This is a genomic window from Carboxylicivirga agarovorans (genome assembly GCF_050589845.1).
Classification (GTDB): Bacteria; Bacteroidota; Bacteroidia; order Bacteroidales; family Marinilabiliaceae; genus Carboxylicivirga; species Carboxylicivirga agarovorans.
Genome location: NZ_JBNGPA010000007.1, coordinates 86,577 through 108,784, shown reverse-complemented (window position 1 = coordinate 108,784; position 22,208 = coordinate 86,577). Strand labels below are relative to the sequence as shown.

Annotated in this window: 16 protein-coding genes; 6 read left to right on the top strand and 10 right to left on the bottom strand. The window is 39.9% G+C overall.

Features of this window, described 5'->3' with window-relative positions; translation table 11 throughout:
- Positions 1-1,656, bottom strand: coding sequence for an L-lactate permease (locus tag ACRD69_RS09875; protein WP_430814912.1), 1,656 nt, complete (start codon positions 1,654-1,656; stop codon positions 1-3).
- A 395-nt stretch (positions 1,657-2,051) separates the two neighbouring features.
- Here ACRD69_RS09875 and ACRD69_RS09870 point away from each other — a divergent pair, with 395 nt between their 5' ends.
- Positions 2,052-2,630 (top strand): ExbD/TolR family protein, encoded by a 579-nt coding sequence (locus tag ACRD69_RS09870; protein WP_430814911.1) that lies wholly within the window; start codon positions 2,052-2,054, stop codon positions 2,628-2,630.
- Positions 2,631-2,675: 45 nt separating this feature from the next.
- On the opposite strand, the gene ACRD69_RS09865 is transcribed toward ACRD69_RS09870, so the two are convergent.
- The 3 genes from ACRD69_RS09865 to accC are packed head-to-tail and all read right to left on the bottom strand — an operon-like array spanning position 2,676 to position 6,263.
- Positions 2,676-4,214 carry an acyl-CoA carboxylase subunit beta gene (locus tag ACRD69_RS09865; RefSeq protein WP_430814910.1) on the bottom strand — a complete coding sequence of 513 codons (1,539 nt, stop codon included), beginning with the start codon at positions 4,212-4,214 and terminating at the stop codon, positions 2,676-2,678.
- A 17-nt stretch (positions 4,215-4,231) separates the two neighbouring features.
- Positions 4,232-4,738: an acyl-CoA carboxylase biotin carboxyl carrier protein subunit gene (locus ACRD69_RS09860; RefSeq protein ID WP_430814909.1), complete on the bottom strand. Its 507-nt coding sequence runs from the start codon at positions 4,736-4,738 to the stop codon at positions 4,232-4,234.
- Positions 4,739-4,748: 10 nt separating this feature from the next.
- Positions 4,749-6,263: an acetyl-CoA carboxylase biotin carboxylase subunit gene (gene accC / locus ACRD69_RS09855; RefSeq protein WP_430814908.1), complete on the bottom strand. Its 1,515-nt coding sequence runs from the start codon at positions 6,261-6,263 to the stop codon at positions 4,749-4,751.
- A gap of 224 nt (positions 6,264-6,487) precedes the next feature.
- Between accC and ACRD69_RS09850 the strand changes: the two genes are divergently transcribed.
- A complete protein-coding gene (locus ACRD69_RS09850; protein ID WP_430814907.1) occupies positions 6,488-6,994 on the top strand; it encodes a ferritin in 507 nt (168 codons plus the stop codon).
- Positions 6,995-7,068: 74 nt separating this feature from the next.
- Here ACRD69_RS09850 and ACRD69_RS09845 read toward each other — a convergent pair whose 3' ends face one another.
- On the bottom strand, positions 7,069-8,877 hold the full coding sequence (locus ACRD69_RS09845; RefSeq protein ID WP_430814906.1) for a glycoside hydrolase family 15 protein: 1,809 nt from the start codon (positions 8,875-8,877) through the stop codon (positions 7,069-7,071).
- A 252-nt stretch (positions 8,878-9,129) separates the two neighbouring features.
- On the opposite strand from ACRD69_RS09845, the gene ACRD69_RS09840 reads away from it, so the two are divergent.
- Positions 9,130-11,337 carry a bifunctional alpha,alpha-trehalose-phosphate synthase (UDP-forming)/trehalose-phosphatase gene (locus ACRD69_RS09840; protein WP_430814905.1) on the top strand — a complete coding sequence of 736 codons (2,208 nt, stop codon included), beginning with the start codon at positions 9,130-9,132 and terminating at the stop codon, positions 11,335-11,337.
- Between the two features lie 60 nt (positions 11,338-11,397).
- Here the strand turns inward: ACRD69_RS09840 and dapF are convergent, their stop codons facing one another.
- Positions 11,398-12,177 carry a diaminopimelate epimerase gene (gene dapF / locus ACRD69_RS09835; protein WP_430814904.1) on the bottom strand — a complete coding sequence of 260 codons (780 nt, stop codon included), beginning with the start codon at positions 12,175-12,177 and terminating at the stop codon, positions 11,398-11,400.
- A gap of 269 nt (positions 12,178-12,446) precedes the next feature.
- Here dapF and ACRD69_RS09830 point away from each other — a divergent pair, with 269 nt between their 5' ends.
- Both ACRD69_RS09830 and ACRD69_RS09825 read left to right on the top strand, forming a co-directional pair.
- Entirely contained in the window at positions 12,447-13,922 is a 1,476-nt protein-coding gene (locus ACRD69_RS09830) for a Do family serine endopeptidase (protein WP_430814903.1), read from the top strand.
- An 81-nt stretch (positions 13,923-14,003) separates the two neighbouring features.
- Entirely contained in the window at positions 14,004-14,864 is an 861-nt protein-coding gene (locus ACRD69_RS09825) for a sigma-70 family RNA polymerase sigma factor (RefSeq protein ID WP_143302693.1), read from the top strand.
- A 37-nt stretch (positions 14,865-14,901) separates the two neighbouring features.
- Here ACRD69_RS09825 and uvrB read toward each other — a convergent pair whose 3' ends face one another.
- The 4 genes from uvrB to ACRD69_RS09805 form a co-directional block, all read right to left on the bottom strand.
- On the bottom strand, positions 14,902-16,911 hold the full coding sequence (gene uvrB, locus ACRD69_RS09820) for an excinuclease ABC subunit UvrB (RefSeq protein ID WP_430814902.1): 2,010 nt from the start codon (positions 16,909-16,911) through the stop codon (positions 14,902-14,904).
- Positions 16,912-16,994: 83 nt separating this feature from the next.
- Positions 16,995-17,831 carry a hypothetical protein gene (locus tag ACRD69_RS09815; RefSeq protein ID WP_430814901.1) on the bottom strand — a complete coding sequence of 279 codons (837 nt, stop codon included), beginning with the start codon at positions 17,829-17,831 and terminating at the stop codon, positions 16,995-16,997.
- 154 nt (positions 17,832-17,985) lie between these two features.
- Positions 17,986-18,738, bottom strand: coding sequence for a copper homeostasis protein CutC (locus ACRD69_RS09810; protein ID WP_430814900.1), 753 nt, complete (start codon positions 18,736-18,738; stop codon positions 17,986-17,988).
- On the bottom strand, positions 18,731-20,644 hold the full coding sequence (locus tag ACRD69_RS09805) for an AMP-dependent synthetase/ligase (protein ID WP_430814899.1): 1,914 nt from the start codon (positions 20,642-20,644) through the stop codon (positions 18,731-18,733). Before ACRD69_RS09805 ends, ACRD69_RS09810 begins: the two co-directional genes overlap by 8 nt.
- Before the next feature lie 196 nt (positions 20,645-20,840).
- Between ACRD69_RS09805 and ACRD69_RS09800 the strand changes: the two genes are divergently transcribed.
- A complete protein-coding gene (locus tag ACRD69_RS09800; protein ID WP_430814898.1) occupies positions 20,841-22,181 on the top strand; it encodes a tetratricopeptide repeat protein in 1,341 nt (446 codons plus the stop codon).
- Positions 22,182-22,208: the final 27 nt, after the last annotated feature.

Genomic DNA, 22,208 nt, shown 5'->3' with positions numbered 1-22,208 from the left:
TTATAACGACAATGGGTTAAACCCTGAAGCTATTACAGCTCCTAAAGCGATGAGGATGATCAGATAGTAGATAAAAGCAGGTTTGGCATTCGTTCTGATGATAAATCCTCCAGAGCCAATACATCCGACAGTAGCAGAAACAGCGACAACGTTGTTAACGCAGATCATGTTACCCACACCTGCACCAATGCCTTGCATGGCTACAATAAGGATCTGTGGCAGATCTAGCAGGGCGGCTGTTTCGAACTGGAATGAGGCGAACAATATATTGGAGACAGTGGCCGATCCCGACATAAAGGCTCCTAAGATTCCGATTACCGGTGCAAAAACAGGATAGGCTGATCCGGATATCTCAGCAGTTGCCTGCGCCATTTCTGTCAGCATACTTTCCAGTCCGGCACCATTGGTTCCTGAGTTAAGCATGATCTGAACAAGAGCGACACCGCTGAACAAGGCAATGGCTGCACCCTTTATTTGAGTAAAAGTCAGCTTCCAGGCTCGTTTAACCTGTTTTATCTTCATCTTATAGTAAAAAGCGCTTAATATGGCCACGAGAATGAATGGGATGGTACCAGGCAGGTAAGCCCATTTCAGAGAGTAGTCAAGGCTGTCAATACCAAATATATTGTTGATGGTAATTTGCTGAGCAGCTAAAATACCCTTTAGTCCAAAGGCAGGAATGCGTGTTACCACCAATATAAGAGCTATTAATAAATAGGGAGCCCATGCTTTGTATAATGGCATTTTAGATTCTACCATCTGACCGGTATCGCTATTGGACATCCATTGTTTGCTCCACAATGATTTTTCAGGAAAATCCCATGTTTTCTTTGGAACCAGGAAGCCCTTTTTAGCAGCATATACAACAATGCCCAAACCAATAAACGCACCAACCAGACTTGGTAATTCAGGTCCGAAAGCGATGGCTATTAAAGTATAAGGGACCATAAAACAAATGCCGGCAAATAAAGCAAAAGGAGCTACTTCAAGGGCAGGACGTATCGATTTCTTCTTGCCGAATATTTTAGTCATGATCATTAATCCAATGAGAGGAATCAATGTTCCGGCCAGAGCATTGGGCAGGGCGATCCACTTGGTTAGTATCATTTCGAATACTGTAGGGTCAGCACCAACTTCTGAAAGGTTGGTTGACAGTGTACTCATAGCACCGGTTATCGGGGTTCCGACAGCTCCAAAGGGCACCGGTACACTGTTAAAGATAAGTGCTACAATGGCAGCGGCCAGCGGAGGAAAACCCAGGCCAACCAATAATGGGCCTGCCAATGCGGCTGGCGTGCCAAAGCCGGCTGCTCCTTCAATAAATGCTCCGAACATGTAACCAATGATAATGGCCTGGATTCGCCGGTCGCGGGTTATTCCCTGAAAACCATTATTAATGGCAGCCATGGCCCCGGAAATCTTTAGTGTATTAAGAATGAGTATGGCACCAAAAATAATGATCAGAATATCGAGTGCTTTAAGTACACCAAAAAAGGAATAGGCTGTAACGTTTAAGATATCTATTTTCCAATAGAATAAGGCTATTAGAACAGCTAATAACCAGGACAAAGGTAAAGCCTTTTTGGCTCCCCAGTTAAATCCTGCCATCAATACTATTGTAAGCAGAATTGGAATAAAAGCAAGGATTGCATTCATAATAATCTTGTTTTAGTAAGCAACTGATTTAGATTTTGGATGGCTTAATAGTCAATAGCGATGCCGAAAATGAGAAGGACAGGGGAGGATAATTGTATATTGCATCCTATATTGTATAGATTCAGTACATTAGATATGGTTGATTGAGTTTGATACGCAGAATAAAGTGTTGAAATATAATGTGCCGAATGACACATCCGTGCCATATGGCACTTAAGAAATAAACACTTGTACTAAATGGCACACCAGCTTACGGGGGTATTAGTTGGTGTAATTGCTCGAGAATAGTCCTTAGTAATTTTTGTTTAATGCGGGGATTTTGTATATTCAAATAATAATTCGAAGTCAAGCTATGCAGGGTCATTTAATATTAATCAATTATTAAATGATAAGTTATGACACGTAGACAAATCAAAGAGCTCAATGCAGGCTCAATGGCAGACATTGCCTTCCTTCTTTTAATCTTCTTTCTTGTGACAACAACTATGGATTCCGATCTGGGATTGGGAACTGTTCTTCCCCCATACACAAATGAAATTGACAATAATCCACCTGATAAGAAAAATGACCGTAATGTATTTGAGATACTGGTGAATTCAGAAAACCAGTTAATGGTTGAAAAGCAAGCCCTTGATATTGCTTTACTGACCGAGGCGACCAAAGCCTTCATTTTAAATCCGTCTGATGATATTAACTTATCAGATAAGGAAATGAAGAATATCACTCTTCTGGGGCCAACGAGTGTGAGTAAAGGTATTATATCACTGCAAACGGCCAATGATACTCAATACCAGACATACCTGATGGTTCAGAACGAGATTGTACGAGCCTTTAATGAAATGCGGGATGATATGGCACGAACCAAATTTGGAAAAGCCTACGACGATTTGGATAAATTGGAGAAAGATGCTATACGGGCAGCATGTCCCAAGCTGATTTCTGAAGCTGAACCGGTTAAGATCGCCGGGATTTAATGGTAAAAAGAAGCCGGTTTATTGTAAACCGGCTTCTTTGAATTATTACAATGGAATATTTCCATGTTTTTTAGGCGGATTGGCTTCGCTTTTGTTTTGTGTCATTTCCAGTGCCTGAATCAATTTAAAACGAGTTTCCTTGGGTAAAATGATTTCATCGATATACCCTAATTCAGCAGCCCTGTATGGATTGGCAAAGTTTTCACGATAATCATCCACTTTTTCAGCTTTGGCAATATCATCAGTTTCACCTCTGAAGATAATATTAACCGCTCCTTCAGGTCCCATTACTGCAATTTCGGCCGTAGGATAAGCAAAGTTAATATCTGCAGACAGGTGTTTTGATGCCATAACATCATAAGCACCACCGTAGGCTTTTCTTGTGATAACTGTAATCTTAGGTACAGTGGCTTCAGCATAGGCGTACAATAATTTGGCTCCATGCTTAATAATTCCACCATACTCCTGAACTGTCCCCGGTAAAAATCCCGGTACATCAACAAATGTAACCACTGGAATATTAAAGGCGTCGCAGAATCGCACAAAGCGGGCTCCCTTTGTTGACGATTCTATATCCAATACACCAGCCAGGTAGTTGGGCTGATTACCTATTATTCCTACAGTTCTGCCTGCCATTCGGCCAAAACCGGTAATGATATTCTGGGCATAATGCGGCATTACTTCGAAGAAATGCTGGTTATCAACCACCTTACCAATGATATCGTGCATATCGTATGGCTTATTGGGGTCGGCAGGTATCAGATCCTGCAGTTCTTCACTTTCGCGTTTTATATCATCTGTTGTTGGAAGAACAGGAGGGTCTTCCATATTATTGGATGGTAAGAAGCTAAGTAGTTCACGGATCATCATTAATGTGTTCTCGTCATCATCACCCATAAAATGAGCAACACCACTTTTGGCGTTGTGTGTCATTGCACCACCCAACTCTTCTTTAGTTACTTCTTCATGGGTAACGGTTTTGATCACTTCGGGTCCGGTAACAAACATGTAGCTGGTATCTTTAACCATGAATATAAAGTCTGTTAGTGCAGGAGAGTATACAGCACCACCGGCACAAGGGCCCATAATGGCCGATATCTGAGGAATCACCCCCGATGACTTTACATTAAGAAAGAATATATCACCGTAACCGGCAAGGCTTTGAACACCTTCCTGTATGCGGGCACCACCTGAATCATTTAAACCAATTAAGGGAGCACCCATCTTAAGGGCCAATTTTGATACTTTAATGATCTTATCGGCATTGGTGCGGCTAAGTGATCCACCGAATACCGTAAAATCCTGTGCAAAAACATAAACAAGCCGACCATCTACCTTACCATAACCGGTAATGAATCCGTCACCCGGGAATTGGGTTTTTTCCATGCCAAAGTTGTTGCAGCGGTGCTTGACCAGTTTATCCAGTTCAACAAAAGTGCCGGCATCTAAAAATAACTCAATACGCTCCCTGGCTGTTAATTTACCGCCCTTATGTTGCTTTTCGATGCGAGCATCACCACCGCCGGCTTCTGCCTGCTTATTGGTTTCTTCAAATTTTTTATATTTTTCTTCTAAACTTTGCATTGTTTCTGATTTTCAGGTTATTCGATTTCAATTAATGGTTGGTGACCTTCAACGGCGTCACCTTCGGAAACATGAATGTGCTTAACAACGCCGTCAATGGCAGATTTGTATTCACTTTCCATCTTCATGGCCGAGACGATCACAACAGTTTGTCCTTTTTCAACAGTGTCACCTTCGTTAACAGGTATTTTAACGATCTTTCCTGGCATAGGCGTAGAAATGACATTGCCACCCGAATCAAGTGATGAATTTGAAGCATTGCGATAACGTGTTGCAGCATCGATCACCTCTATTTCGTAATAATTATTGATGGTATTTACTTTATAGTGATTGAGATCTGCATCTTGAATCATCTCCATATTGACAGACTGACCATCAAGCAAGATTGAATAGGCATCTGATTCTACTTTAACCAGGTCAAGGTCATAGATACGATCGTCGATGTCTACTTTGTATTTTGTGCCATTTTGTTCAAGGATTTTAATCCTGGCACGGCGAGAATCAATTTTTAATTCTATTGGCATATTAACTGATTTAGTAGCGAATTACATTTTTACGGCGCGCATATTCTTTCCAGGCCGATTGGTTTGGAGCAGCCACATTTGATTTGTCGGCAGCCTCCTGAATTTTTTCGGTGTAATCGAGAAATGCAACAAACAGTGCGATATCTTCACAATAGTCTGAACAATCATCTTCTTCTGTCATCAGAAAGTCCATATTCTTTTCGATGAAATGCGTGTCATAATTGCCATCAACAAAGTCTTTGGCTTCCATAATGCGTGATACAAAAGGAATAGATGTTTTTACACCGGTTATTTTGTATTCATATAAAGCCCGTTTCATGCGGTCGATAGCTTCCTGACGTGTTGGCGCCCATGAGATCAGTTTCGAGATCATAGGATCATAGTGGAACGGGATCTCGTAACCCTCGTATACATATCCATCTGTCCGAATACCCAAGCCCATTGGTTCAGTAATATTTTTCACCACACCCGGACATGGCATAAAGTTATTTTTATGATCTTCGGCATATATACGACATTCTATGGCATGACCATTCTGTCTCAGGTCCTCTTGTTTAAACTCCAGAGGAAGGCCGTTTGCCACATTGATCTGCGCTTTAACCAGGTCAACACCTGTTGTTCGTTCTGTAATGGGGTGTTCCACCTGTAATCGAGTATTCATTTCCAGGAAATAGAAATTATGGTCGTTATCAACCAAAAACTCTACTGTTCCAGCGCCAACATAGTCTACCGATTTGGCAGCTGCAATAGCCTGTTCACCCATTTTGTGACGTAATTCGGGAGTCATAAGAGGAGAGGGAGTTTCTTCAACCACCTTTTGGTGGCGACGCTGCACCGAACATTCACGCTCAAATAAATGAACATAGTTGCCGTGCTTGTCGGCCATTATCTGGAATTCAATATGATGAGGTCCTTCAATATACTTTTCAATATACACTGCGTCGTCACCAAATGCAGAACGGGCTTCAGACCTCGCCATTTCATAAGCATTAACAAGTTCTTTTTCTTCACGAACCAGGCGCATCCCTTTACCACCACCGCCGGCACTTGCCTTAAGCATTATGGGATAGCCTATTTCTGCAGCAGTTTTTTTGAGTTTTTTGGGATCTTCAATGTTTTCTTTAGTACCAGGAACTACCGGAACGTTAGATTCGATCATTAACTGACGTGCAGTTAGTTTATCACCCATCGTATTAATGGCTTTTATTGACGGGCCCACGAAAATAATTCCTGCTTTGGCAACAGCTTCAGCAAACTGAGCGTTTTCTGACAAGAAACCATAACCTGGATGGATGGCATCTGCTTTACTGGCAACTGCTACTTCAATTATTTTTTTGATATTCAGGTAGCTTTCTGTTGAAGCTGCTGGTCCTACGCAATGCGCTTCGTCAGCATACCTGACATGTTTGGCTGTGCGGTCAGCCTCGGAAAATATGGCAACCGATTTAATACCCATTTCACGGCATGAACGCATGACACGGACGGCTATTTCACCACGGTTGGCAACTAATACTTTTTTAATCATAATGGAATAAAGATTTCATTAATAAAAAATTAGAAAGTAAATTGTTTTAATAAATAAAAAACGACCTCTAATTCCGTCATGCAAAAAAGCTGATTTTTATCAGATAACCAAATGGATTGGGATATTTGTTTGGAATGAATATAAATAACAGAGAGGCTAAACACCTTCCAATGTTGATGGGTTAATAAGTGTATCTTTGTTGTTATAACTTAATATTGACTGTTATGCTTAAGAAAAAAGTAGAAGAAATACTTGTTAATCAAATTGAAAAAGAAGCTTATTCTTCTAACCTGTACCTTGCGATGGCTGTATGGGCCGATACAAATGGTTATGAAGGAACTGCCAACTGGTTATATGCTCAGGCTGAAGAAGAGCGTTTGCATATGATGAAGTTTATTAAATATGTCAATGAGCGCGGTGGTAAAGCTATTATTCCTGCCATTGAACAACCAATATCTGATTATAAGGACATTAAAGCTGTTTTTGCCAAAGTATATGAGCACGAGCAGTATGTTACTGAACTGATCAGTGGTATTGTTGGTGTTTGTCTTGATGAGAAAGACTTTACTACGCACAACTGGATCCAGTGGTTCGTAACAGAGCAAATTGAAGAAGAAGCCTCTGTTGCAGCTATTAACGATAAGTTAAATTTATTAGGCGATCATAACTTGTATATGTTTGATCGTGATATTATGGGAATGCGTGGACAGGTTCCTGCAAGTGCAGAATAAGAAAGTATTCATACTTACATACAAAAAAAAGCCGGCGATCAGCCGGCTTTTTTTTGTATGTTCTCTATCACTTCTTAGTGACGAATTGACTTCATTATTTGCTCCTCTTTGGAAATTTCATCACCTGCCAGTGTTATGGCAGTTTCAATAATTGCCAGGTGAGAATATGCCTGTGGGAAATTACCCAATAACCTTCGTGTTTTAAAATCCAGATCTTCACTAAACAAGCCCAGGTGGTTTGCATAGCTTAACAAGGTTTCAAATTTACGTGTGGCTTCGTCTTTAAGACCAATTTTATATAAGCTGTTGATGAGCCAGAAAGAGCAAATGGTAAATGCAGACTGTGGTTCACCAAAGTCATCCTCATTTTTATAGCGATACATTAAACCATCGTGCTCCAACTCTTTTTTAATGGCGAGCACTGTTTTTTTGTAGCGTTGGTCATCAGCATCGATAAAACCGTAGGATTCCATTAAAAGAACAGCAGCATCCAGATCGTTGGAACCATACGATTGCGTAAAAGTATGTTTGTCATCTGACCATGCATTTTTATGAATGTCAGCTGCAATCTTCTCTTCCAGTTCTTTCCACTCAGTGGCATAGGAATCACGTTTTAGCAGGCGGGCGATCTTTTGCGCCCTGTCGATTGCTACCCAGCAAAGTACTTTACTAAATGTAAAGTGTTTACCTTCACTTCTGATTTCCCAGATTCCTTTGTCAGGTTGTTGCCAGTTTTCATCAACTACCTTAACAATGTTTCTGACAATAGTCCAGATATCTTCACTATTGCCCAATGTTGTTTTAAACATTTCAAAGTATTGAAGCATAACATCCATTAAGATGCCGTAGATGTCATTTTGCTTCTGCACATAGGCTGCATTCCCAATTCTGACGGGTTTACTTCCTTCATAGCCTGCCAGGTGATCCAGTTCGATCTCATGCAGGTTTTTCTCACCGTTAATACCATACATGATCTGCATTTTCTCACCTTTATCAGGCATCAGAGAAATAATAAAGTTCATATATCGTTCAGCAATTCGCCCATGGCCAAGCTGAGTCATGATCTTAACCACCATGGATGCATCACGAATCCAGCAGAAGCGATAATCCCAATTCCTCACTTCACCAATGGTTTCAGGTAATGAGGTGGTTAATGCAGCTAAAATAGCACCTGATTTTTGATAGTTGAGCAATTTTAGTGTTAAAGCACTTCTGTTGATCTCATTCTCATATTTCTTAAAGCTGGTAGTTTTATCAGACCAGTTAAGCCAGTAAACTTTAGTTCGCTGGTGCTTTAAATAGGAGCGGTTGGTAGATTGCTGCAGCAGTTTTTGGTTATAGCTTAAAAGCAGATATTCATTCTTCTTTATGGTTACCGGTAGCCTTTCCTTAATGCTTTTTTTATCGAAAGATGAGTAGAGGTAAATAGAGTCATACTCTCCGTTGGTGGTGTATGCTTTGATATATTCCTCTTCCACATCGATAGTTGTATTGGGAAGTGCATATTCTAATTTAGGTTCAAAGTTAATGACAACATTAACCGAACCCGAAATATGCTTTATATAACGGACAATATCAGGCGGTGTATAATAAACTCCGTCTTCGTTACGGTAACGTGGCATAAAATCATGAAGTTCGAACACTCCTGAAGCACAAATGAACTTTGTTACTAAAATATTTGTACGAGGTATATAAAATTGTTCGGTTTCATATTCTTCTGTCGGTCTGACACTAAAGAAACCACCTTTTTCATCATCCAGAATTTTGGCAAAAGTCGATGGTGAGGCAAAATGAGGCAAACACAACCACTCAACCGAACCGGTTTTCGAAACCAATGCTGCACTCCGGCAGTTTCCAATGATACCGTAATCAAGGTTCTTCATACGCAAATAAACTTGTGAATATTCTTATAAAAACTTCCTTTTCTCAAACAATGATATAATCTATAAAGATGTATATTTGCTTAATAGTGCAAAAAAAACGGTATTTTTTCAATAATACTACTATTTGGGGTTTTCTTTTGAAAAATCATTTAATAAATAAACTGGATAAAACATCATTCATTTGATATTCAGTGGAATACTGCTTTGTTGTTGTGCTGAATTCGATAATAAAAATTAATCAAATATAAGCCTATGTCGAAACTGCATATTGTGGCTAACAGATTGCCATATAGCCTTGTAAAAGAAGAAGACGATTATAGTTTAATTGAAAGTGTTGGTGGATTAGCTACCGGAATGAAGTCGGTTTACACGGAGTATGGCGGCAAATGGATTGGCTGGTCGGGGATCAATTCTGATGATTTAAGTCAAAAAGAATCAGAGAAGATTGACGAACTGTTATTGGAAAAAAGTTGTGTGACAGTTCCGTTGAGTGAACAAGAAATATTGGAATACTACGAAGGCTTTAGCAACAAGACCGTATGGCCTCTTTTCCATTATTTTACCCAATATGTTGATTATTCACCTGAAAATTGGGAGACATACAAGCGCGTTAATCAGCGTTTTGCAGATCGTGTTTTGGAAGTTGCAGAAGACGGTGATACCGTTTGGGTACACGATTATCAGTTGTTGCTAGTTCCTGAAATGATAAAATCGGTGAAACCTAATGTGACAGTGGGCTTTTTCCTTCACATTCCGTTCCCATCTTATGAGGTGTTCCGTATTTTGCCATGGCGTATGGAACTTCTGAAGGGCATGTTGGGTTCTGATCTGCTTGGATTTCATATATACGATTATGAACGTCACTTCTTAAGTTCAGTTCGTCGTTTATATGGTTATGAAATTGCATTTAACCAAATACATGCAGAAGACCGCATCATTAAAGCCGATTCATTCCCAATGGGGATAGACTATGAGAAATTCAGAAAGACTTCAGCGGCTGTCATGCAGAAGACTATACAGGAACGCTCAGATCTGCATAAAGAGCTGGAGAAGTACTTTATGACATCACCTGACCGAAGATTGATATTATCAATTGATCGTTTAGATTATACGAAAGGAATTCCTCAGCGTCTTAAGGCCTTCCGTAAATTTATGGAACGCTACCCGGAGTTCCACGGAAAAGTTACTCTAGTTATGCTTGCCGTACCTAGTCGTGGCAATGTTGATGAGTATATGATGCTGAAAAAAGAGGTGGATGAATTGGTTGGTAATATCAATGGAACATATGGTAATATAAACTATACACCAGTTTGGTATTTCTATCGTGCAATGCCATTCGAAAATCTGGTTGAGTTATATAACATGTCTGATGTTGCTTTAATTACACCTCTACGTGATGGTATGAACCTGGTGGCTAAGGAATATGTTGCTTCAAGAGGTAATCAGACCGGAGTGATAGTATTGAGCGAAATGGCTGGAGTTTCAAAAGAGATGGGAGAGGCCATAACCATAAATCCTATCAATGAAGATGAAATAGCAGAAGCGCTTCACAGGGCCTTAATAATGCCACTGGAAGAGCAAAAAGAACGAATGGGCTATCTGCAGGAGCGTATTCAGCGATACTCGGTATTCAAATGGGCTGGTGAATTCGTGGAATCTCTGGAGAAGGTTAAGAAACTTCAAAAGGAGTTTCTGGTCAAGAAAATCTCATCCGATGTGTTTAACGAGATCAATGTCAAGTATAAGAAAGCAGCAAAAAGAGCAATTTTCCTCGATTACGACGGAACCTTAACTGCTTTTCATAAAAATCCGCAGGAAGCTACACCGAATGATGAACTTTACGATATACTAAATCGCTTAATTGCTGACAAGAAAAATACCGTTACCATCATTAGTGGCCGTGACAGGTATACATTGGAAAAGTGGTTTGCAGATGTACCTATTAACCTGATCTGTGAACATGGAGTTTGGTTACGTAAATACGGAGAAGAATGGCAAACCCTTACAAAAGTCAATAATGACTGGATGCCAATAATCAGGCCGGTTCTTGAGCGCTTTGTTGATCGTACACCAGGATCTTTCATTGAGGAGAAGAACTATTCATTGGTTTGGCATTACCGAAAAGCAGAACCTGAACAGAGCCTCATACGTGCTAATGAATTAAAAGATGAGCTACTTGACCTTGTCGGTAATCTGAACCTGGAAATAATGGAAGGCAGTAAGGTTATTGAAGTAAAAAGTGGCGGTATCAATAAAGGTATTGCAGCAAATCAATTCATTAACAATGAACAGTTTGAATACCTGATGGCTATGGGCGATGACTGGACAGATGAATACATGTTCAAAGAATTGCCTTCTGAGGCCATTACAGTAAAAGTTGGAATACAGCGAACCAGCGCTAATTTTAAATTAGAATCGGTTGATGCGGTAAGGAAGTTTTTAAGAAAACTAGGTGAATAAATAAGAAAATAAGAAAGGCGTTCCAAAGGAGCGCCTTTTAAGTTGTAGTGTATATGAGCATTAAATTTTGATGCTGCCTTTAAAAACAAAAGTCGCCGGCCCTTCAAGCCAGATGTTTTTAAATTGTTCGTTAAGCACTTCAAAGGTGACTTTTAGATTCCCACCCAATACCTCTATATTGAATTGATTAAATTCCGGTTTCTTTAAATGAGCTGAAATGGCGCTTGCCACAACACCAGTCCCGCATGCCAATGTTTCATTTTCCACACCTCGTTCATAGGTTCTGACTTTAATGTTATTCTCATTCTTAAACTGAACGAAATTTACATTAGTACCATCAGGAGCATATGCCTCTGAATATCGGGTTGCTTTACCAAGGTTAAAAACATCAGTTTTATCGATGTCATCCACAAATTGAACATGGTGCGGAGATCCGGTATCAAGAAAAGTACTGTCCGGTTTGATCGAAACAGTGTCAACATTGATCATTTTTAAATTAACAATGCCATCCTTATACGATGCATGATGCTCACCATCAACGGCCATAAATGTGAAATTGTCAGGTGTTTCAACAATTCCCTGGTGTACGGCGAAGGCCGCTATGCATCTCCCGCCATTACCACACATGGAGGCCTCATGGCCATCTGCGTTGAAATAGCGCATTGTAAAATCCATATCCGGATGGTTCTCCAGCAACATTAAACCATCTCCGCCAATGCCAAATCTCCTGTCGCAAAGCTTATTGATAAGAGAATAATTATCACCGTCAAATTGCGCGCTTCGATTGTCGATAATCACAAAGTCATTGCCGGCACCCTGGTATTTATAGAATTCAATCATGCTTATTTACTGTTTTGTTTGATGTTTTGTGTAAACAAAAGACAAAAAGTCGTGTTTTGCTTACAAAAGTACGTTGATATGACAGAATATCCTTAAAGTTTGGCAAAAAAACGTTAAGGTCTAGTTAAAGTCGCTATGAGGTATAATTTTTGAAGGGTTACTTTTCGTATATTTCAATATCGCGATTTAAAATATGTTAAAATCTGGATTCAATAGTGAATTTGAATGCCGATTGTAACCTAACAATAACTTATTAAAACAGTTAAAGTATGAATGCAAAAAAGGTATTTTACACATTTGCCATCGCTGTGATAAGTGCAGTGACTGGTGTTTATGTTTATTCTCATATCAATAAAAGTGAACCAAAAGTAATAACAATTCAAGAACAGGTGCCTGCTGTTGGTCAGTTCACCTCGGCACAGGTTCAGGGAAACTTGCCTGACCTGACCCTCGCAGCTGAGCGTAGTGTGCACGCCGTAGTTCACGTTAAAACAAGAAGCATGGGTAAGGATCAATATTCAGGAAATCCGTTTTACGATTTCTTTTTTGGTCCGGGTAGTGGTTACCGTCAGCAACCGCAGCCTGTGATGGGTGCTGGTTCAGGTGTTATCCTGACCAAAGACGGGTACATTATTACAAATAACCATGTTATTGACAACGCTGAAGAGATTGAAGTGACTTTAAATGATCGAAGAACATTTTCAGCGACTCTGGTTGGAGCAGATCCCACATCTGATATTGCATTAATAAAAATTGAGGCAAACGAATTGCCCTTTGTTCCTTATGGAAATTCAGATGACTTAAAAGTAGGTGAGTGGGTCTTGGCAGTTGGTAATCCATTCAATCTGACATCAACAGTTACAGCCGGTATTGTTAGTGCCAAAGCCCGTAGTATCAATATTATCGCCAATAGGAATCAGACTCTGGGTGTTGAATCTTTTATTCAGACTGATGCTGCTGTAAACCCAGGTAATAGTGGAGGAGCTTTGGTTAATCAGCGCGGAGAGCTAGTAGGTATTAATACTGCTATTGCTTCCCGCACAGGTTCATTTACTGGTTATTCTTTTGCAGTGCCCGTCACAATTGCTAAAAAAGTTGTTGCCGATTTAATGGAGTTTGGTGAAGTTCAGCGTGGTTTATTAGGTGTAAGTATTATTGAAGTAAGTAATGTACCGGAAGAGCTGGCTGATGAGTTGGGCGTAACTATTGAAAAAATTGAAGGTGTTTTTATAGGAAGTGTAGCACCCGATGGTGGTGCCGAAGAGGCTGGATTGAAAGCTGGGGATATTATCTTATCGGTTAATGGAGAGTCAGTTAACTCCGTGCCCGAATTGCAGGAGCGTGTCAGTATGCATCGTCCTGGAGAAAAAGTGAATTTAATTGTTCTAAGAGGAGGAAAACAGAAACCTTTTGATGTAACTTTACGTAATATACGCGGAACAACCGGTATTATTTCTTCCAATACATTTGATGAAACACTAGGAGCAAGCTTGGATGTTGTGTCTACCAATGATTTACGTCGATTGGGAGTCCGTTATGGCATACAAGTTGTAGAGGTTGGAAATGGAAGTTTGCGTCAAAGTGGTGTTAAAGAAGGATACATAATTACCAAAGTTAATGACGTTCCAATTAAATCCGTTGATGATTTTAAAGCTACAGTAAGTGATGCAAAAGAAGGATTATTCCTAACAGGTATTTATCCAAATGGTCGCGTTGTATATTACGCAGTAAATTTAAATGATTAAACGTTTTTCGACTTAAAGGCACGAAAGGTTGGAAAAATACGGAAAATGTAGTACTTTTGTGCCGGATTTTTTTTAAGGAATATGAGACAACTCAAGATAACAAAGTCGATTACTAACCGCGAAAGCGCATCTCTTGATAAGTACTTACAGGAAATTGGTCGTGAAGAATTAATTTCTGTAGAGGAAGAAGTAGAGTTAGCTCAGCGAATTAAGAAAGGTGATCAAATTGCTTTAGAAAAGCTTACACGTGCCAACCTGCGTTTCGTTGTATCTGTTGCAAAACAATATCAAAACCAGGGTTTAAGTTTACCTGACTTGATTAACGAAGGTAACCTTGGTCTGATTAAAGCAGCTGAAAAATTTGATGAAACAAGGGGATTTAAGTTTATCTCGTACGCGGTTTGGTGGATTCGTCAGTCAATTTTGCAAGCATTGGCAGAGCAGTCTCGTATTGTACGTTTACCACTTAACCAGGTGGGTTCATTAAATAAGATCAATAAGGCATATTCAAAGTTTGAGCAGGAAAACGAGCGTAAGCCATCTCCTGAAGAATTAGCTGATAAGCTGGAGTTGCCGGCTGAGAAGGTAGCTGATACAATGCGTGTTTCAGGACGCCATATTTCTGTAGATGCTCCTTTTGTAGAGGGTGAAGATAATAGCTTACTGGATGTTTTGGTAAACAGTGATTCTCCTAATGCCGATAAGTCATTAATTAATGAATCATTAGCTCGCGAAATCGAAAGAGCTCTTGCTACTTTGACTGAGCGTGAAAGCGACATCATTAAGTTATTCTTTGGTATTGGTTGTCAGGAAATGACATTGGAAGAGATTGGTGAGCGATTTGGTTTAACGCGTGAGCGTGTTCGACAGATCAAGGAAAAAGCCATTCGACGTCTACGCCACACCTCAAGAAGTAAACTGTTGAAGTCTTACCTTGGATAGACAGACTTTTCAATAATAAAATATAAAAGCCTCGAATTTAATTCGAGGCTTTTTTGTTAAGCAATTCTTCCAATCGCTTTATTTCATCGCGATATTGTGCTGCAGATATGAAATCGAGCTCTTTTGCGGCCTTCTGCATTTCTTTTCTGGTTTTCTCAATGCTCTTTTTCAAGGCATCTGAACTCATGTATTCCACGACAGGGTCAGCAGCTATATTTGCGCTTTCAGGTTCAATATAGGCTTTAGCATTAGTTGTTGTTTCAATAATACTGGTTAACTGTTTGTTGATCTGAGTAGGAGTGATATTGTTATCCTGGTTGTATTTTAATTGTTTTTCTCTTCGGTACAGAGTGGCATCGATGGTTGCCTGCATGCTTTTGGTAATGGTGTCGGCATACATGATAACCCGGCCGTTCAGGTTACGCGCTGCCCTTCCTGCTGTCTGTGTCAATGATCGTTCAGATCGTAAGAAGCCTTCCTTGTCGGCATCCAGTATGGCGACCAATGATACCTCGGGTAAATCCAGGCCTTCACGAAGCAGATTAACACCTATGAGTACATCAAATGTACCCAGCCTAAGATTTTCCATGATCTTAACGCGCTCCAGGGTGTCCACGTCAGAGTGGATGTATTCGCACTTTATGGATAGGCGAGTGAGATATTTGGTTAACTCCTCGGCCATTCGTTTAGTCAAAGTGGTAACCAGTACACGCTCTTTCTTTTCGATTCTATCGTTTATTTCATTGATCAGGTCGTCGATTTGGTTTTGGCTTGGTCGTACATCGATTTCCGGGTCCAAAAGACCTGTTGGGCGTATTAGCTGCTCCACGACAATGCCTTCTGACTTCTCCAGCTCATAATCGGCCGGGGTGGCGCTTACATATATGATCTGGTTGATTAAGGATTCAAATTCCTCGAATTTCAAAGGACGATTATCCATAGCTGCCGGAAGTCTGAAACCATATTCAACCAGGTTTTGTTTTCGTGACTTATCGCCGCCATACATGGCCCTGATTTGAGGGATGGTAACGTGGCTTTCATCGATTACAATTAAATAGTCATCGGGGAAATAATCAAGTAAACAGAAAGGACGCGTGCCTGCCTGTCGTCCGTCAAAGTAACGCGAATAGTTTTCTATTCCGGGGCAATAACCCAGTTCGCGAATCATTTCCAGATCATAATTAACCCTTTCGTCTAAACGTTTTGCTTCCTGGTTTTTGCCGTTTTCTTTCAGAAAAGTAAGATGGCTTGTAAGGTCATCCTGAATTTCATTAATGGCTTGCTGGGTGCGTTCTTTCGAGGTAATGAATATATTGGCAGGGTAAATGGTGATTTTATCCATTGATTCAATGCGCTTGCCATTCTCCGGATGAAAAATCTCAATATCTTCAATTTCATCGCCCCAGAAAATAACACGACAGGCATGGTCGGCATAGGCAAGGAATATCTCAACAGTATCACCTTTTACTCTGAAGTTACCTCGCTCAAACATTACTTCGTTACGTGAATACAAGCTGTCAACCAGTTGTCGTAAAAAAGCGTTTCTGGATAATTGCATTTCCTTTTTGATGGTAATAACGCCCGAGTGAAAGTCCTCAGGATTTCCAATGCCGTATAAACATGAAACAGAAGAGATGACAATTACATCCCTGCGGCCGGAAAGTAATGCTGAAGTAGCGCTTAATCGTAGCTTCTCAATTTCATCATTGATTGATAAATCCTTTTCAATGTAGGTGTCTGTCACGGGAAGATAGGCTTCCGGCTGGTAATAATCGTAATACGAGACGAAATACTCAACTGCGTTATTGGGGAAGAATTGTTTGAACTCGCCATACAATTGTGCAGCTAAGGTTTTGTTGTGTGACAGAATAAGGGTAGGCCTTTGGATATTCTCTATGACATTGGCAACAGTAAATGTCTTTCCCGAACCGGTAACACCTAACAGTGATTGGTGCTTGGTGTGTTCTTTGATTCCATTGGACAGTTGATCTATTGCCTGCGGCTGATCACCTGTTGGAGCAAATTCTGATATTATTCTGAGGTCCATTTTACCTTTTGTGTTAATACTGTCAATAGACAAAAAAAGAGTTGCAATTGCAACTCTTTCTTTAGATTATTATCGTTTTCCTTTTATCTTCTTCTTCGTTTCTTACTTATCGACTTCAGGTTCTTCTTAGATGAACTTCTGTATTGAGAACGGGTTTTTAAGTAAGCTTTCCTGTTGTATTTAGGTTCGTTCTTCCAGCGATTGTCATCGATCAGGAATGTTATACCAATGGTTGTCGTGTAATAAAAGTCGTTTGCATCTGTTTGTACAGCTGTACCATCAGGTAAAAACCATTCGCTGTGACCATCCAGCTCATCTGAGAACGGAAGTGTTCCGATACCTTCGATGTTAATGCTCCATTGCGAATTTATCCAATAGGATAAGCCTAATCCACCAGCAATGGTTGGAGAGATGCCATTTTTCTCTCTCCACAGTGTGCCGTCAGGGATGCCCTGATAATTTTCATTGCCATAATATTCAGAAGCCCCATAGTAAACCATACCTGCCTGACCAATAACGTAAGGGTTAAACGAGCGTTGTTTGAAATAACCTAACAATACGTTTAATGGGCGAAATGTCGCACCGACATTGAACTCCGTATAAAAGTTGTCAAAATAGGCGTAAATAAGATCCGGATCTGTTTTGTCTCCTGCAAGCTGCTTACCGCTCATTTTTCCAGTCATAATGGATGCTCTCAGAGCCAGAAAGGTGTTTATTTCCTTGTCCGCATTGAATCCTAAGGAGATATGTGTTCTTCCATCATCCACAAGGTCACCATAAAAGTAGTTGGCACCTGCGCGGCCAGATACACTGAATCCTTCCCAAATCCTGGGCTTTCTTCGTCGTTGTGCTTCAGATTCGGCTAGGGTGGTTGAAAGCAAAACAATGAGAATAATAAAATATCTTAATGATAATGGCATTCGAATGTGCTTTAATTACGATGTAAAAATGTAAAAAACTTTACGATTACGAAAATCTATTGTTTCCAAAGTTGTAATAAAGATGCGTTATTTCGAAAAAAACTTTACAGAAAGCAATATTTTCTTAATAAAAGTAGCTTTTTATTACATATAATTACAGTTTAACTGCATTAATTGTTTTTTTAATGACGTCATAGTTTGAATAATAAATACTAAATTCAGAAATACCGGGTATGCCCCCCATATTGATTGCTTCATTTTTATATTTCATTGCTGATGTTGATTCCACACGACCTGAAAAATGAAATTCACTGGCCCCGGTTTCTTTGAGCAGTTGTGCAATGTTGTCCGGTTTCACGCCTGAACCAACAAGAATGGTGATCCTGTTATCAGCTATATCTACAAATTCCGCAATGTTGTTATAACCAAGAACGGCTGTCTGTTCAAGTCCTGAAGTAAGTATGCGCTTGGCGCCAATCTCAATCAATTGCTCGATTGCCTCCCTTGGGTTACAGCACATGTCAAAAGCTCGATGAAATGTGAACGGTAAATCACCACATGCCTTAATAAGTCGTGTTGTGTTTGCAATATCAATTTTGCCATCTTCCAACAGGCAGCCAGATACAATACCATCGGCTCCCAGTTGCCTGGCTATTTCAATATCTGCAAGCATTACCTGTATTTCTTTCTCAGAATAAAGGAAGTCACCACCTCTTGGCCTTATTATAACAAACAGTTCAACTTCAGGTGCCTGCTTTTTTACCTGCTGAATCATTCCGGCGCTTGGAGTTGTTCCTCCTTCGAAAAGATTGTCGCACAGTTCAACCCGATCAGCTCCTGCACGCTGAGCATTAATGGCAGATTGAACAGAGTCTATACAGACTTCGAACTTAAGTTCTTTATTCATTCTCTAAAAATGTCCTTAAATTGTTAATGTTGGTTTCAGATGTGAAGCTTTTAGCTTGCGGGGTGTAAAGATAGTCTATCTCTTTTGAAAAATACTCTTCTACCTTTGGTCGCACTACTTTCATGGTACTGTTAAGTAGTTTGTTTTGCTCAGTAAAGCTTTCTTTTAAAACAACTAAGGTGCTTGGTAGCCATCTTGCAGGAAAGTTAAAGCTTTCCTTGCTTTCTGCTTTGATGTGATCGATCTCCGCCTGAATCTGCTTAAGTATATCAAGCATGGCTTCATCGCTTTCCGCTGACTGATTTGATGATTTAAGGTATAGCTTTATTTTTTCCTTGTTAGGAACAATAAGTCCACTTGTGAAAGGATTTTGGTTGTTGTGTAAAATAAACTGGTCGATCAGGGTGCAGTGATCAATTATTGCTTCTTCAATGCCTTCAGGACTGTATTTTTCACCATCAGCCCCTATTAATAAACTTTTAAATCGGCCCAGTACATATAAGTAATTGCCTTTGTCAAGATAGCCAAGGTCACCTGTGTACAACCAATTATCTTTAATTGTTTCTTTTGTTGCTTCATCGTTACGCCAGTATCCCTGCATCACATTTTCGCCTTTAATGACTATTTCGCCTTTTTCACCAATAGGAACTTCATTGCCGTCGCTGTCACATATTTTTATCTCAAGCTGGTTAACTACTTTTCCAGAAGAGCCAAGTTTATGGTATTTAGGAGTGTTGGCCGAAATAATAGGAGAGGCCTCACTTAATCCATAGCCCTGGTACATGGGTATGCCAATGGCATAGAAGAAACGTTGTAGCTCAATGTCTAACAAGGCCCCACCTCCAATGAAGTATTGCAGGTTTCCGCCAAAGCGCTCTTTTATTTTATTGAATAAAATGCTCTTATAAAAAGCGTAGATCGGGTAACTTAGTTTTTTCAAGCCTTTACCGGCATTTTGCCCATCGCCATTATACCAGTAGGCAAAGTTTAAGCCCGATGTGAATATTTTTTTCGCCGTTGCACCTTTGCTCTCAATGGCTTTCTCAATGTTCTTTTTAAAATTCTTGGCCAATGCAGGCACGCTCATTAGTATTTCGGGTTTGATCTCCTGCATATTGGTCACAAAATTCTTAAGCGTTTCATGCTGATTGCGTCCAATCTGTACAGAGGCCACTGAGGCTCCCTTGTGCATAAACGAATACAGTGATGCTGTGTGTGCAAAGGCATGATCCCAGGGCAAGACCACTAAGGTTTTGTAATGCTGTGGAATATTAATATAGCTAAAGGCCTGCTCAACATTAGCTGTATAGTTGCGATGTGATAGAATTATTCCTTTTGGATCGGCTGTTGTACCTGAAGTATAACAAATGTTGGCATGTGTATGTGGTGTCACTTGTTTTATGCAGCTATCTAACTTTTCAGGTTGGTGACTCTGATGTTCTTTGGCAGACTCGTAGAACATGCCAATGGCATATTCATTATCCTGTAAAGGCGCGCTTTCATCTAAAATGACGATTTGCTTTAAGTGCTTCAACTCATCTTTGACCGTACGAATCTTTTCAAGCTGATTTTTAGAAACAATAATAGTTTCGGCTTCCGAATGATTGAGTCGGAATATCAGATCATTGTCAGCTTCAAGTTTGGTTGATAAAGGAACGTTAATAGCTCCGATATGAAGAATTGCCAACTCGCTTACCAGCCATAAACGCCTTCCTTCAGATAAGAGGGCAACCCTGTCACTCATTTGAATATTTAATGCCAGAAGACCGTTTGCAAATAAATGAACCTCGTCTTTAATCTGGTTGTAGGTGTATGATTGAAAAGAGTCTTTCTCTTTTTCCCATATCAATGTATTATCAGGATAGTTTTTGACACTATCTTCAAAAAAATCAATTAAACTTTTCATGATGATGCGATTTTCCAAACTAATATAGTGCAAAAAAATGACAAGAGGGTGTTCGTTTTCGCCCATGTGGTGTGTAAATCCGAACAGGTAAAAAAGCCTGTTGATCTCAAAAGGTTCTGAAACAGAGTATTTAGGGTTTTGTGGCAAGGTAGTTGATATTTGTCCTAATACATTAATTAAGTTAAACCTAATGACCATGAAGAGACATGCATTAATGATTTTGCTATTAGTTGGGATAATAGCCGGATCGTCGTATACCAATGCCCAGGAACAGCAGATGGATAGTGTTGAGTGCCTGAAAAACTATTCATTATACAAGGAAGCTCTCAAGAAGAAGATGTATGATTATTCCATTGAAGCCTGGCGTGTTATGTTTGATCAATGCCCCGATGTGACTATCAGGCTTTATGCTGATGGCGTTGAGATATATAAGCACTATATCAAAAAGGAAAAAGATGCTTTTAGAAAGCAAGGTTTGGTAGATACGCTGTTATTGATCTATGATCAAAGAATAAAGTATTTTGGTGATCATCCAAAGTACCCCGAGGCATGGGTGCTCGGGCGCAAAGGGCTTGATATCGTTACCTATCGCCGTTCAGATGCCGAAGCATTAAAGGAGGCCATAACGTGTTTTGAAATATCACATAATGGACTTGGTACGAAAATGGAACCTATGGTAGCAGTAAATTGGTTGCAGGCAACCAATGCCCTTATGAAACAAGGAGAGAAAATTCCTCAAGACGTATTGAATGTATATATGAGTGTTGATGAAGTATTGGCAGCTCATATCTCCAAGCAAAAGAACCCTAAACGGGTTGCAATGCTTAACAAAGCAAGTGCGTCGTGTGTGGAGATTGTTACGCAAAGCGGATTTGATGATTGTGTAGCCCTTGAAAGTGCATTAGCTGATAAATTTTTAAGTGTACAGGACGACCCGGAGGCATTAAGTCGCTTCCTTAAGCTAATGGTAGCATTTGAATGTACAGACAGTGAATTGTATGCAAAGGCAGCTGAACAGAATTATAAACTGAACCCCAATGCTGAAGCATCGTACCTGCTGGCCAAGTTTTTTATTAAGCAAAATCAGTTTGATAAAGCGAAGGAATATTATTTAAAAACCATTAGTCAGGCCGATGATCAGGATTTGCAGGCAAAGTGTTTTTACGAACTGGCAGTTGTTACATTCTCTCATTACAAGAACAGTCCGGAAGCCAGAAAATATGCTAAAAATGCGTTGCAGAAGAAAGAAGGCTGGGGTAAGCCACATATTTTGATTGGAAATATTTATGCACAGGAGAGTGCCAAATATGGAGACAGTGACTTTGAACACCAGGCTGTCTATTGGGTAGCTATCGATCAGTTTAAAAAAGCAAAAGCTGTTGATCCTGAATGTCAGCAGGAGGCAGATAAGCAAATCAATTTGTATTCACAATATTTACCAGATAAGGAAACAGGATTTTTCCATGGAATACAAGAAGGAGATATGTATCTTGTTGGTTCATGGATAAATGAAAAAACAACAGTAAGGTATCGCTAGGTAGTGATGTTTGAATCAAGGGCGTTA

Coding starts and splice junctions, on each gene's coding strand:
- uvrB (WP_430814902.1), bottom strand. CDS start 16,911: ATGGACCTCAGAATAATATCAGAATTTGCTCCAACAGGTGATCAGCCG.
- ACRD69_RS09810 (WP_430814900.1), bottom strand. CDS start 18,738: ATGAATAAAGAACTTAAGTTCGAAGTCTGTATAGACTCTGTTCAATCT.
- ACRD69_RS09830 (WP_430814903.1), top strand. CDS start 12,447: ATGAATGCAAAAAAGGTATTTTACACATTTGCCATCGCTGTGATAAGT.
- ACRD69_RS09805 (WP_430814899.1), bottom strand. CDS start 20,644: ATGAAAAGTTTAATTGATTTTTTTGAAGATAGTGTCAAAAACTATCCT.
- dapF (WP_430814904.1), bottom strand. CDS start 12,177: ATGATTGAATTCTATAAATACCAGGGTGCCGGCAATGACTTTGTGATT.
- ACRD69_RS09850 (WP_430814907.1), top strand. CDS start 6,488: ATGCTTAAGAAAAAAGTAGAAGAAATACTTGTTAATCAAATTGAAAAA.
- ACRD69_RS09845 (WP_430814906.1), bottom strand. CDS start 8,877: ATGAAGAACCTTGATTACGGTATCATTGGAAACTGCCGGAGTGCAGCA.
- ACRD69_RS09800 (WP_430814898.1), top strand. CDS start 20,841: ATGAAGAGACATGCATTAATGATTTTGCTATTAGTTGGGATAATAGCC.
- ACRD69_RS09825 (WP_143302693.1), top strand. CDS start 14,004: ATGAGACAACTCAAGATAACAAAGTCGATTACTAACCGCGAAAGCGCA.
- ACRD69_RS09870 (WP_430814911.1), top strand. CDS start 2,052: ATGACACGTAGACAAATCAAAGAGCTCAATGCAGGCTCAATGGCAGAC.
- ACRD69_RS09840 (WP_430814905.1), top strand. CDS start 9,130: ATGTCGAAACTGCATATTGTGGCTAACAGATTGCCATATAGCCTTGTA.
- ACRD69_RS09860 (WP_430814909.1), bottom strand. CDS start 4,738: ATGCCAATAGAATTAAAAATTGATTCTCGCCGTGCCAGGATTAAAATC.
- accC (WP_430814908.1), bottom strand. CDS start 6,263: ATGATTAAAAAAGTATTAGTTGCCAACCGTGGTGAAATAGCCGTCCGT.
- ACRD69_RS09875 (WP_430814912.1), bottom strand. CDS start 1,656: ATGAATGCAATCCTTGCTTTTATTCCAATTCTGCTTACAATAGTATTG.
- ACRD69_RS09865 (WP_430814910.1), bottom strand. CDS start 4,214: ATGCAAAGTTTAGAAGAAAAATATAAAAAATTTGAAGAAACCAATAAG.
- ACRD69_RS09815 (WP_430814901.1), bottom strand. CDS start 17,831: ATGCCATTATCATTAAGATATTTTATTATTCTCATTGTTTTGCTTTCA.